Below are 12,902 nucleotides of genomic sequence, written 5' to 3'. Positions count from 1 at the left end.
AGATTAAATCAGTATTTTGCCGGAAACTACCCATTCAATCTTTCGGTGGGCAAAGACTATTTGGCTTCATCGTCTGTTTTTACTTCATCGGCGGGATCCACTTGATCCGGCCACGTATCTCCGTTACTTTCCAGTTCATGTGTCTCTTCGTTGTACATGCCGGCCAACTCATCTACGACAGTTCCCTTCCATAGAGGTGTTTTTGTGAAGTACGCTGCTCTACCGATCATATGCGCAGCAATGGGCGCTGTAATGATTAAGAAAAAAATGATGGCAATTGCTTTCGTTGTCACCGAAACATCGGGAAACATAATGGCAGCACATATTAATAATAAGCCAACGCCGAGCGTAGATGCTTTGACCGTCACGGATAGGCGGAGGTAAAAATCCGGCATTCGAAGGATGCCTATAGACGCAAACAGTATCGACAGCGCTCCAACAGTACTGAGTATTCCAAGTATAATGTTAATCATCTTTCTGTTTTTCTATGTAATAGGCAAAGGCTATTGTTCCAAGGAAGGCAATCAGGGCCAAAATGATGGCTACGTCCAACAGTACTTTTTGGTTGGCACGTATACTATACACGGTTATGATGCCAATGCCAATGGTGATAATAAGATCCAAGGCGATCACCCGATCCACGATCGCAGGTCCCTTATATAGCCGGATAAATACCAACAAAACCGAAATTGATAAAATCGGCAGGATAACGTAATCAAAGTAATTTTCCAGTGTAATCATCGTAGTATAGCTAATAATCTCCGCTCAAGTCCTGTCTTCGTTTGGGCAACAAACTTTTCTGGGTCGGTGAGGTACATCACGTGGATATAGATCGTTTTCTTGTCTTCGCTAATATCCAGAATCAGCGTACCTGGAGTCAATGAGAGCATCGTCGTCAGCAAGTTGATTTCGAAATCCGTTTTAGCATGAAGTGGATACTTGACAATACCCGGTTTGAAGAAATACTTTGGCGTCACCACGTCAAAAGCCACTTGAACATTGGCTTTTATGAGTTCATACACAAAATAGAATATAAAATTAATGATCTTCGGCACACGGTAGAAATAACGCTGATCCGTTTCATTTCGGTTCATGATCCAAAGGACAAAAAAGCCCAAAAGAAATCCGAAAAGGAAGTTTGTGTAATACATCGAACCCGTTAAAGCTACCCATATTCCAGACAACAACAGGTTCATCAAAAAGTGCTTAATCATATCTCGTTCGTTTTGTCTCCCAACACAGCTTCGATGTAGGAAGAGGTGTCTATTAATTGGCTTGATATTTTATCGCTCACTCGGACAATGGCTTCTGCGTTCAAACCGATAAACAAGGTGGTCAGTGCCAGTAGGGCAATAGGCAAAACCATCAGTATTTTGCGATACGGCTGCATAGGTGCAAATCGATCGTCAATTTCCTCTTCTTGTTGCGGGTTTTTCCAAAATACATGTGCCCACATGTTGGCAATGACATATAACGTAATGAAACTGCCTATAATTAGGGCTGCCACGAAGAAGTACTGTTGTTGCGTAAATGCTTCTCGGAAAAGAAAAATTTTCGGCCAAAATCCCGAAAGCGGTGGTATCCCCACCAGGGAAAAAAGGACAAGGGCAATAAGTAGCGAAATGCGTGGATAATCCCTATAGAGCCCTCCTAGTTTATTCATATCGAGTGTCCCGCGAAGTTGACGAATGAGGCCGGCGATCAGAAACATGTTTGTTTTGACCATGATATCATGGATAAGGTAAAATACCGCTCCCATGAGTGCTACTTTGCTAAACATCGCAATACCGCCTACCATGAAGCCAATATGGCAAACAATCAAGTAGGAAAATAACCGTCGTACATTGGTCTTAATCAGTGCTCCAAATGCGCCGGTTATGATGGTTGCCACTGCGATGACCATCAGTAATGTGCGCGTAAATTCGTCGGGGATGAAAATTAGACTGAAGACACGTAACATCGCATAAACCCCGACCTTAGTAAGCAATCCGCCAAATGTAGCGGCGACTGCCGACGGCGGTGTATGGTAAGAAGAAGGGAGCCAATAGTATAACGGAAATACGGCTGATTTGATGCCGAAACCCAGGATAAAGAAACAAGAGGTAATGCCCACCAGTGTTTTGTTCTGAACCGCCTGAATTTTCAACGACAGATCGGCCATATTTAAAGAACCGGTTAGGCCATAGAGTAAACCAATTCCGGTTAGGAAAAACATCGAAGCCAGAATGTTCATAGCCATGTATTTGACGGCTCCTTCGAGTTGGGCTTTTCGTCCACCAAGCGTCATTAAAACAAATGATGATATGATAATAACCTCGAAATAGACGTACAAGTTAAAGATATCTCCGGTGAGGAATGCGCCGTTCAAGCCCATGATCAAAAAATGGAAGATGGGGAAATATCCATATAACATCCGTTGTCTGCTAAGTCCTACAGAAGAAAAGATGGATACAGCAAATCCAGCTATCGAAGTGAGAAGTACAAGCGTTACGCTGAGTAAGTCAGCGACAAATACAATACCGAACGGCGCATCCCAGTTCGCGGCATTCATCGTCAAGATACCGCCCTCTGCGACCCGGCTGAATAACCGTATCGCCACCAGAACGGCAATAAAGCTACCGCCAACGCTCAAATAACGTTGCGTCAAGGTTTTCCGCCAGAACATAAGTTGTATGATCGCCGTAAAAAGTTGTACAAAAACAGGGGCTAATATGTGGTTGTCAATCATAAATCTTCTTCTTCTGGGGTATTTAAGTCGTCTAAATCATCAGAGTCTACCAAGGCGTAAACACGTTTTAATAAAACAATAGCGAATGATGTCAAAGCGAAACTGATAACAATGGCAGTTAAGATCAATGCTTGAGGTATCGGATCCGCATAAATAGCTTGAAATACCTTGTACGATTCATCGATAACTGGTGGGCTTCCCTTCGTTATTTTTCCCAATAGGAAGATGAGAATGTTTGTTCCGTTTCCGAGTAGCATGATGCCCAACAGCAATTTAACCATACTTCGCCGAAGAATCAGATATACGCCAGCGGCATATAGGAGTCCTAATACCAAAACCAATAGTAATTCCATATTACTCGTCTAAAGAAATGGTAAATAAAATCGTCAAAACGACCCCAATCACCACCAAATATACACCAAGATCAAAAAATAACGCAGAACCAATCATACCAATCACGGGGATAGGCTCTTCAAACCATAGTCCCGTCATAGGGGGGAGGTTAAAAAGGACCGGAATTACCACACTTAATGTCGAAATGGCCAAACCAATTGGGATGAGGGACAGCGGTTTGTACCGCAAAATCTTCATGGTCGCAGCGGTACCATTGGCAAAGCTATGTAACACAAACGCGATGGATGCGACTAAGCCCCCTACGAATCCGCCTCCCGGATAGTAGTGTCCGCGCAGCAACAGAAAGAAAGAAAACAGCAACAGGATCGGTAGTAAATATCGCGTGGCTGTCTGTAATATAGCACTTTTCATTTGTCTTGTTTTTTTATCGTAGGATCGGATATCGACGACCGGGCATCGTGCCAACCTTTCCGTATCTGCGTCGTTTCTTTTCCTTTTTGTTTATGTATGCAGCGTACCGCTATAGTCGCTACTCTTTTTCAGAAGATTTTAAACGTAAACGGATTAGGCTGTATACCCCCAATGCCGCGATAGACAGTACAACAGTCTCGAACATCGTATCTATGCCACGGAAATCAACTAAAATTACATTTACCACGTTCTTTCCTTTTGCTAACAGGTAGGCGTTCTCTCCATAAAAATCACTAATAGTTGTGGTATTAGGCTCGTACAGCACACGCAATGCGATCAGCGACAATATCGCACCGAATCCTAGTGCAACAATGGCGTCCCTAACCAATACGGCCCGGCTCGTTAGATTAATGAACCCCGGAAGTTTGTAAAGTACGAGCACGAACAGTACCGTGGTCAGTGTATCGATCGTAAATTGTGTCATTGCCAGATCAGGTGCGCTGTAAAATACAAACATCAAACAGATACAGTAGCCGATCACACTTGTGGAAACGACGGAGGTCAGACGGGATCTCGTCGAGACAATAATGTACAATGCGCCGATAAGGATCGCTACGATCACCACTTCATACCATGACAACGGCGTAAGTTGGTCGAAATGGATGTGAATAGGTCCGCTGATCCACAGCTTGTATCCCAATAGCAGTTCGGCAAATACAATAATTTTGAGGTGATAAGAACGTAAGTAACCGTTGTGAAACAGTTGCGTGAAGGAAATGGCTAAACGTTTGCATGTCTGTGCGATGTATAGAAAAACCTGTTGCGGCGCAAGCCTATTGAAACGTTCGATAGCAGCCAGTTTTCGTTCACTGGGCGTATGGAATACATAGATTAGCCCTCCCGACACTAGCGTCGCTACGCTAAGTATAAGTACGACATTGAATCCATGCCAGATTTTAAGATCCATATGTGTGTCCGCACCGGCTATGGCATTCGCTGTTTGGTAATTCATATATTCACCAACTACTCCTGGGAAAATCCCGAATAGGAGACCCAGCGCCGCTAGAATCAATGGTGGTATCCACATGGATTTGTAGGGAAGATGCACATTCTGGTAAGCTGTTGGCAATTGTCCTGTAAACGGCTTAAGACCGGCCATAAAACCAGCCGCTACCAGACCGATATTTGTTATGACAGCGAGCGCCGTGAGCCAGAGTGACCAATTCTCGCGGTAATGCAAAGTCGCTTCGTAAATAAGATCTTTTCCAATGAAACCAAAGGTTAGCGGAACCCCAGCACTAGACAATGCTGCCAGTATTGCTGCGATAAAGACAGGCATCAATACCTTTCTGAGTCCCGATAGTTTGGTGATATCGCGCGTATGTGTCTCATGATCGATAATCCCCGTAATCATAAAGAGCGTGGCTTTATATAACGCATGTACTAGGATAAAGACACTGGCGGCAACAAATGCTTCGGGAGTGTCCAAACCTAAAAGGAACGTTAAAACACCCAAGGCAGAAATCGTAGAGTAGGCTAATATTCCTTTGAGGTCCGTTCGGAAAAGAGCATGTATTGCTGCAAATGCCATAGTAAATCCGCCGACGACCAGCAACGTTGTATTCCATAATTCGGTGTGGCCCAATATAGGAGTAAAGCGCGCCAATAGGTAAATTCCAGCCTTGACCATGGTCGCAGAATGCAGGTAAGCCGATACAGGGGTCGGTGCTTTCATGGCACCCGGCAACCAGAAATGGAATGGGAACTGGGCCGACTTCGTGAAAGCACCCAGGCAAACGAGCGTGACGATGAGGGGATACAAGGGATGATCCACTAAAAGCCCATGCTTTGTAAACAGTTCACTGATCACATATGTTCCGGCAACGTGGCCAGCCAGGATTAATCCAGCCAATAGAAAAAATCCACCAAGTCCAGTTATGCTTAAGGCCATTAACGCGCTGCTCCGGGATGCTCGGCTGTCGTTATTAAACCCAATAAGAAAAAATGAGCTTATGCTGGTCAGTTCCCAAAAAACAAATAAAGTCAGCATGTTGTTGGATAGGACCACGCCAAGCATAGCACTCATAAAAAGCAGCAAATAGGCAAAAAAACGATCGAAATAATGATGCCCTTTTAGATAGCTTCGACCATAAAAGAATATTGCTGTCCCGATTCCGGTAATCAGAAGCGCAAAAAGCAAGGATAAGCCATCTAAACGAAAGTCTAAGTTGGCTCCCAAAGTGGGCACCCACGGAAGGTGTTGTAAAAGATTTGTTCCTCCGGCCACTGTCGGCACGTGCAACGCATAAAACAAAAAAAGAAGTACAGGTATGAATGGGAGCAAAATACTCCACTTCGTCTTAATAAGCTTGCCGAAAGGAATGAGAAGGCTTGATGTTATTAATCCTGTTAAAACAGTAAATAGCATGCAGTCTTAATATTTTGATTTGATGGATTGTTATAAAAATAGAAAAAAAACAGCGTTTTTTTTCTATTTTCTTTATTTTTTTATCCACGAGGGGGTAGGGTTTGCGGACGAGCGTCTGAACATGACTACTGCAAAATGACCGAACCCGTATGCTGATCCGGAACATGAGGTTGTCGGCTAAACTTGAAAAACTCCGCTTACAGTTGGCAGGAGTTTTTCAAGGGATAAAAACGATCCTATTGTGACCGGAATTTTTCGGAGCCTTTGATGATAGCATCCACGACTGTTGGATCCTGCAAGGTAGACGTGTCTCCTAAATTTTGCAGCTCGCCCTCCGCAATTTTGCGGAGAATACGACGCATGATTTTTCCTGATCTCGTCTTAGGCAAGTCGGCAACAAATTGGATAATGTCAGGTTTTGCAATGGCACCGATTAAACGCGTTATGGTCTGCAAAATATCTTTTCGGGTGCTATCCTCGTCAATGTGGTGATTTGCAATTACATAGGCGTAAATCCCTTGGCCTTTCACCGGATGTGGATACCCTACAATCGCAGATTCGACTACGTCAGAATGCATGTTAATAGCATTTTCTACTTCGGCGGTACCAATACGGTGTCCGGACACATTGAGCACATCATCAACACGGCCTGTAATTTTGTAGTATCCTTCTGCGTTACGATAGCAACCGTCTCCGGTAAAATATTTGTTCTCGTATGTCGAGAAGTAGGTCTGCTTACAACGCTCATGATCTCCCCAAGTGGTACGTAACATACCCGGCCATGGAAATTTGATGCAAAGGTTACCAGAGACGTCGTTGCCTTCGATTTCCACACCATTCTCGTCCATAAGACAAGGCTGCACGCCAGGTAGCGGCAACATCGCGTAGCCCGGTATAGTCGGCGATATACCGGCCATAGGCGCAATTAAAATACCTCCGTTTTCCGTTTGCCACCACGTATCGGCAATAGGCGCTTTTCCTTTTCCAATTTTCTCATGGTACCAATGCCACGCTTCCTCATTAATGGGCTCGCCTACCGACCCTAATTTTTTTATACTGCTTAAGTCTTTATTTTCTACAAAATCGTCTCCAAACGCCATCAAAGAGCGGATAGCCGTTGGAGCGGTGTATAAAATGTTAACCTTGTATTTCTCAACGATATCCCATAGTCGGCCAGCATCGGGATAGGTGGGCGTACCCTCAAACATTAGGGAAACCGCGCCCTGAGACAAGGGGCCATACACAATGTAACTGTGTCCAGTAATCCAGCCAATATCCGCTGTACAAAAGTAAACTTCCCCCGGTTGGTACTGGAAAACGTTAGAGAAGGTATAGCCCGTATAGACCATATAGCCTCCTGTAGTATGAACAACCCCTTTGGGCTTACCCGTCGATCCCGAGGTATACAAAATGAAAAGCGGGTCCTCCGCATCCATTTCTTCGGCCGGGCAGGGTGGATTTCCTTGTGTTTCCACTTTTTTGATTTCATCTTCCCACCATACATCTCGTCCCTTAATCATGGATATAGGCGTACGAGTGCGCGTCAACACAATCACCCGTTCTACGGACTTGCATTGCATCAGCGCATCATCCACGATAGATTTTAGTTCCAATACTTTGTTTGCGCGATAGCCACCATCGGATGTGACTACGAGTTTACAGGCCGCGTCGTTGATACGGTCAGCAATAGACTGTGCCGAAAAACCTCCAAAAACGACTGAATGAATAGCACCGATACGGGCACATGCAAGTACAGCAATGACCAGTTCAGGTACCATAGGCAAATAAATACACACTCGGTCGCCTTTTACCACGTTGTTGTTTTTCAGTACATTGGCAAACGTTTCGACCTTGTTCAATAACTGTTTGTAGGTTAGGATGCGGTGTGCTTCATTCGGGTCGTTTGGTTCCCAAATAATCGCGGGTTTGTCGCCTAAGCTATAGATATGGCGGTCGAGGCAATTTTCGGTTATATTTAGTTTCCCCCCCTCAAACCATTTTATGGACGGCTCACTGAAGTTCCAGTTTAACACATTCGTCCACTTCCTCTTCCAAAAGAAGTGCTCAGCAATTTCTCCCCAAAATGCTTCTGGGTTATCGACGCTATGTTTATATGCGTCTTGATATTCCTCAAAACTTTTAATCTGTAGGTTCATATTCTCGGTAAAAATTTAATGCTACTACTTATTCAATACAGTCAATTACTTATTAAAATGTGTCTGTATTGAATATCAATAGGCTAATTTAGTTTTTTTTGCCATTAAAATCAATTTTTTACCCAACGAACATAACAGTCGACTATCTCCGCATCATACGTTGTGTTGGAGCGGCGGTACCACGGATTCTGTTTTTTCTACCTATGGATTTGTACGATCCGTAACTATTGGTAACTTTATTCAACGTAATTTGTCTGCCGATGGGCCGCATATAGTCAAGAAAAACCACGAGCAGACCTGCTATCGAAAGCGAAACGTATATATGCTCCTTACGATCGGCAAGCGTGAAGTTAGAATGTGTATGAATTTCTTGAAACAGGGGTACTACTTTTTTATTTATACGAACCTGCTCATAGGGGGAGCTGCTGCGGCACAATGTGCCTTAACATACATTTTTTTTGAATCGGCCTTCAACTATTCCATCATCGCGATTGAAGGGGCGGCAACGTTGCTGTTGTATAACTTCAGCCTTGTTTTGTCCAAACCAAAAGATCCCAAAGCATCCATTTACCGACGTACGCGGTGGGTATTCCAGAATGAGTGGATCTTGTGGTTAAATAGTGCATTGGCTGGAGCGGTGCTGCTATATACCGTCTATCACCTACATATCTATAATCTTCTTTTTTTGACGGCAATAGGCGGTCTCAGTATGGCCTATTCCTTTCCTATTTTTCCCTACCGAGGCAAGATGGTCGGCTTACGGCAACTGCCGGGGATGAAAATTTTTCACATCGCCTTGGTCTGGACACTGAGTTCGGTATGTCTGCCGGCGTTTCAGTTGCACCTTGACGGTCTCGAAATAGACCATCATCGCTTACTTTTTCTTTTTCTATTGAAGTTTGTGTTTTTGATTATCTGCACGTTACCTTTCGATATTCGCGATATTCAACAAGATTCGTACTATCACTTAAAAACCATCCCGAGTATGTTGGGAGCAGAAAAAGCGATTAACCTGTGTTACCTCTTGTTGGGTTTGCATAGTCTAGGCATTGTAATCGCCGATTTTCAGTTTCCCGTCAAAATAGGCATCTTACTCACCAATATCCTGATCGGGATTGTGCTGAAACGCGTAGTTTTTCGGAATAGGGATCGGTATCACTATGCTTATTTACTGGATTTCGCGTTGATTGTCCAATTTATATTCGTAGCCTGTTCCGTTGCTATCTGGTCCTATTGGCTATAATCTTGTCGGCAAGTATCGCCGATAACTTATAGTAACTTTCGAATGTCCAACCGGCAACATGCGGGCTAAGCAAGATCTTCTCGTTGTTGACCAGTTGCGTAAACCAGGTTTGTTCTCCAAGAGCCGGGAATTTCTCCACAGGAAGGACATCAAATGCAGCGCCTAGAATTCGCCCCTTATCGATATAATTTAGAACGGCCTGTATGTCGACGATGCCGCCACGGGCGCCCATCAAAAAGAAAATAGGCTTCCGGAAATGAAATAAATATTCATCGTTGACTAAGCCTCTCGTTTCTCGAGTTAGCGGAATGTGAAAGCTGAGAACGTCTGCTTGACGAACCACCTCTTCCATGGAAACCTCCCGGGCATATTCATCGGAGAAACCGGTTTTATATTTGTCGTACGCAATCACGTTTACGTCGAATCCAAGCAATTTTTTAGCCATGGCCTGCCCGTTGTGTCCATAACCAATGAGGGCTACAGTGCGACCTTTCAGTTCGTAACCTCGGTTTTCTTCTCTTTTCCAAACGCCGGCACGAATCTCTCGATCGCCCCGGCCCAGATTGTTCATTAAACTGAGCAGCATGCCGATCATATGTTCGCCCACAGCATCTCGGTTTCCTTCGTTTGCAGAAATTAAGGAAATATCCATTAAACGCGCATAATCCTCATCAATATTGTCCATGCCAGCGCCTGCCCGAGCAATGAACTGCAAGTGTGGTGCCTGATCAATGAATGCCCTGTCCACTTGGAATTTCGATCGAATTATCAGGCCGGTATATAATCCTATTTCCGCTTCAGCATCCAGCCGGGTGAACGCCGGACGGTAATCGAATGCTAAATTAGCGGACTGTAGTTTGTCCAGTAAAACCTCATGAATATCATCAACAATTAAAATTCGTGTTTCCATCTTACTTTGTAATAGACATAAAATCTTCGTTCAATAGCTTTTGTAACTGAAGCTGTTTTAATGTATTGGGCATCATGCGTAACAGGGTATTTCGGATGGAAATTAGCCACGGCGATTCCCACTGGGCGACCTTACCAACGCGCCACGAGGTTTCTGTAATGTAGCGCGTGCGCCTGAGCCGGCGCGTACTGACGTGCGCAAACGCTGTTTCAAAGTCCTGCTGGTTTTGTGTTAATTCATCGACGAGCACCGCAACATCTTCAATGGCCTGACAAGCGCCCTGTCCTAAATTTGGCGTGGTTGCATGGCCGGCATCCCCGATCAAAAGGATATTGCCGTAAGCTAAGCTTGCCAGGGGTTCAATATCAATAATATCGTTCCAGAGCAGGAGTTCGTCTGACGTATTCTGCAGTATCTGCGGTATCGGTGTGTGGTAATCTGCAAAATGCTTTTGTAGGTCGAAAACCTTAAACGACCTATATTTTGAACTATTTTGTGGAGCATTGACACACGCATACCAATACACCTTATTTCCGGCCAATGGCGTCATTCCAAAACGACCTTTAGGTCCCCAAGTTTCCGTAGACGACTGTAAGTCGACGAGCCTGTTATCTATAACAGCCCGCCAACAGGTATATCCCGAGAACCGCGGTTGAGCAAACGGGAGAAGTTGTTGACGTAATCTGGAACGCACGCCGTCCGCCATAATTAACGCATCGGTCTCCACCACGGTTTGATCCGAGAAAAAAATGCGAACCCCTTGAGGGGAACGTTCAAATTTAATAGCTTCCTTCCCGAGGTGTACGATGTTCGCGGGTAGTTGTTCATGTAGGAACTTGTGCAAGTCTGCCCGATGGACAGCAAAGTTCTTCTGTTGGTAATTCTTGCTGATTTCTTTTGTATCCGGCTCGGCCAATACGTTGCCGTGTTGATCCAGAATGTTGTACGACGGAAGGAAATGTCCGATCTGCTCAACGCCAGTCCGCAAGCCCAAGAGGTCGAAAGCCCGCATGGCATTGGCAGCTAATCCAAACCCTGCACCTATGCCTTTCAGTACGGCCACCCGTTCGAATACTTGTACATCCAGCCCTATCTGCAGCAAGCCGATGGCTGCTGTCAAACCAGCCACCCCTCCGCCAATGATGGTCACCCGTCTTTTCATCTATATCCCTATAAAACAGCGCTAATTTCACGAGTTAACTTCTCAAAATTAGCCACGGTAAGCCGTTCCGCCCGAAGTTCATATAAAGGGTTGTCACTCATTTTCTCCTTCGGAACAATTGCAGAAAGGGCATTTCGAAGCGTTTTTCGACGCTGATTAAACGCCGCTTTTACAATTCGCCAGAAGAGTTTTTCATCGCAATCCAATTGCTCACGACCGTTGCGCGTCATTTTCATAACACCGGACAGTACTTTCGGGGGTGGGCTGAATGCTCCAGCTTTAACGGTAAATAAATATTGTACATCATAATATGCCTGGAGAAATACGCTCAAAATACCATATTCCTTACTGCCCGGCTTTGCGACACAACGTTCGGCTACTTCTTTTTGGAACATACCAGTCATCTGCACCACCCGGTGTCGCTCGTCGAGGATCTTAAAAAGAATTTGGGAAGATATATTGTATGGAAAATTGCCGATTATTGCTAGTTTCTCACCGAAATGAGAGCCAAAATCCAAGGTTAGGAAGTCACCGTGTATCAGTCTATGTTCCAGTTGTGGATACTTATCCGCCAAATAAGCAATGGATTCGTCGTCCACGTCAATAAGCCAGGTTTCATACTCTTCTTTTTGCAATAAGAAGTCGGAAAGAACGCCCATCCCCGGGCCGACCTCCAAAACCTGTTGGAAGCCTAAAGCGGGATCTAAAGCTTCGACTATTTTTTTGGCGGCACCTTTGTCGTTGAGAAAATGCTGACCTAAGTGTTTTTTTGCGCGTACCGTACTCATCTTGATTCTTTCGACAAAGATACGATTTTTCAGCATTAGGCGGCGCCTACACAGCAGATAAGGAGGCTGATCTCCGGGGTTATGCCGCGATGGGTGGTAATGGATCGATGGAATAGCGGTGTCCTTTTTATACACCCGATATTTCGCGCCGTAGGACAGCGATCAGCACATCATACGGTCACCATGGTCATTGACTTAATTCCTGCTTAATATTCAGTGGTCTATTTAATTTAAAAGGTGTAAACTGTTGAAAATATGTTATTTCTAGTTTAAAATGATCCCCTTGGTGCTTGTTTTGTGGCAAGTAAAATCATGACATAAAACAAAAGATAATGAAAAGGTTCATTGACCTAGGAAAGCTAGCCGCTATAGTAGCCGCCGTTTTCGTTTTGCAGTTAGGTATGGTGCAAGCGCAGGAAAATCCGACAAAAAAACCTATACCTATTAAACCCAAACCAGTTCCAATGCCCGGTAAGACAAACCCGGTTGTTCCAGATTCCAATGTATTTACAAAAAAAGAAAAGAAGAACGAACCCGCCAAAGTAGTAGACAAGCCTACCGGCGAAAAACACAATGGATTTGATGTGTTTATTGATGCAAATAATAAAAAATTTTACCTTGATCAGAAAGGAGACAAGCGCTATTTGCCGGAGAAATAACGAAAAGATTAGCTCGCATGGATGTACTGAAAGCTTTATTATTAACCTAAATTTTGTAATTTT

At 44.4% G+C, this 12,902-nt stretch carries 13 protein-coding genes; 2 read left to right on the top strand and 11 right to left on the bottom strand.

Translation table 11 applies throughout. The features are described 5' to 3' along the window. Positions 1–56: 56 nt before the first annotated feature. From mnhG to acs, 8 genes are all read right to left on the bottom strand, one after another. A complete protein-coding gene (mnhG, locus tag ACFSR5_RS14635; RefSeq protein WP_380905099.1) occupies positions 57–473 on the bottom strand; it encodes a monovalent cation/H(+) antiporter subunit G in 417 nt (138 codons plus the stop codon). Continuing rightward, positions 466–741, bottom strand: coding sequence for a monovalent cation/H+ antiporter complex subunit F (locus ACFSR5_RS14630; protein WP_380905097.1), 276 nt, complete (start codon positions 739–741; stop codon positions 466–468). Before ACFSR5_RS14630 ends, mnhG begins: the two co-directional genes overlap by 8 nt. After that, on the bottom strand, positions 738–1,214 hold the full coding sequence (locus ACFSR5_RS14625; RefSeq protein ID WP_380905095.1) for a Na+/H+ antiporter subunit E: 477 nt from the start codon (positions 1,212–1,214) through the stop codon (positions 738–740). Before ACFSR5_RS14625 ends, ACFSR5_RS14630 begins: the two co-directional genes overlap by 4 nt. Beyond that, positions 1,211–2,728 carry a proton-conducting transporter transmembrane domain-containing protein gene (locus ACFSR5_RS14620; protein WP_380905093.1) on the bottom strand — a complete coding sequence of 506 codons (1,518 nt, stop codon included), beginning with the start codon at positions 2,726–2,728 and terminating at the stop codon, positions 1,211–1,213. Before ACFSR5_RS14620 ends, ACFSR5_RS14625 begins: the two co-directional genes overlap by 4 nt. Next, positions 2,725–3,081, bottom strand: a complete 357-nt coding sequence (locus ACFSR5_RS14615; protein ID WP_380905091.1) for a Na+/H+ antiporter subunit C — start codon at positions 3,079–3,081, stop codon at positions 2,725–2,727. The genes ACFSR5_RS14620 and ACFSR5_RS14615 overlap by 4 nt, the downstream gene beginning before the upstream one ends. A 1-nt stretch (position 3,082) precedes the next feature. Then, on the bottom strand, positions 3,083–3,493 hold the full coding sequence (locus tag ACFSR5_RS14610; RefSeq protein WP_380905089.1) for a Na+/H+ antiporter subunit B: 411 nt from the start codon (positions 3,491–3,493) through the stop codon (positions 3,083–3,085). Between the two features lie 118 nt (positions 3,494–3,611). After that, positions 3,612–5,921, bottom strand: coding sequence for a hydrogen gas-evolving membrane-bound hydrogenase subunit E (mbhE, locus tag ACFSR5_RS14605; protein ID WP_380905087.1), 2,310 nt, complete (start codon positions 5,919–5,921; stop codon positions 3,612–3,614). Between the two features lie 236 nt (positions 5,922–6,157). After that, positions 6,158–8,077, bottom strand: a complete 1,920-nt coding sequence (acs, locus tag ACFSR5_RS14600; protein WP_380905085.1) for an acetate--CoA ligase — start codon at positions 8,075–8,077, stop codon at positions 6,158–6,160. Between the two features lie 361 nt (positions 8,078–8,438). On the opposite strand from acs, the gene ACFSR5_RS14595 reads away from it, so the two are divergent. After that, positions 8,439–9,320 carry a hypothetical protein gene (locus ACFSR5_RS14595; RefSeq protein ID WP_380905083.1) on the top strand — a complete coding sequence of 294 codons (882 nt, stop codon included), beginning with the start codon at positions 8,439–8,441 and terminating at the stop codon, positions 9,318–9,320. Here the strand turns inward: ACFSR5_RS14595 and ACFSR5_RS14590 are convergent. From ACFSR5_RS14590 to rsmA, 3 genes are read right to left on the bottom strand one after another with little or no spacing between them, the layout of a single operon-like run. Continuing rightward, entirely contained in the window at positions 9,298–10,230 is a 933-nt protein-coding gene (locus ACFSR5_RS14590; protein WP_380905081.1) for an NAD(P)-dependent oxidoreductase, read from the bottom strand. The two genes, ACFSR5_RS14595 and ACFSR5_RS14590, sit on opposite strands and share 23 nt — an antisense overlap. 1 nt (position 10,231) lies before the next feature. Then, the gene (locus tag ACFSR5_RS14585) at positions 10,232–11,392 is read right to left on the bottom strand and encodes an FAD-dependent monooxygenase (protein WP_380905079.1); all 1,161 of its coding nucleotides are present in this window, start codon (positions 11,390–11,392) and stop codon (positions 10,232–10,234) included. An 8-nt stretch (positions 11,393–11,400) separates the two neighbouring features. After that, complete coding sequence (gene rsmA / locus ACFSR5_RS14580; protein WP_380905077.1) at positions 11,401–12,180, bottom strand: 16S rRNA (adenine(1518)-N(6)/adenine(1519)-N(6))-dimethyltransferase RsmA; 780 nt, start codon at positions 12,178–12,180, stop codon at positions 11,401–11,403. A gap of 332 nt (positions 12,181–12,512) precedes the next feature. Here rsmA and ACFSR5_RS14575 point away from each other — a divergent pair, with 332 nt between their 5' ends. Continuing rightward, entirely contained in the window at positions 12,513–12,839 is a 327-nt protein-coding gene (locus ACFSR5_RS14575; RefSeq protein WP_380905075.1) for a hypothetical protein, read from the top strand. The last annotated feature ends 63 nt before the right edge of the window (positions 12,840–12,902 follow it).

The organism is Sphingobacterium suaedae (genome assembly GCF_042684625.1).
Taxonomy (GTDB): domain Bacteria; phylum Bacteroidota; class Bacteroidia; order Sphingobacteriales; family Sphingobacteriaceae; genus Sphingobacterium; species Sphingobacterium suaedae.
This window is presented reverse-complemented; position numbering and strand designations above follow the sequence as displayed.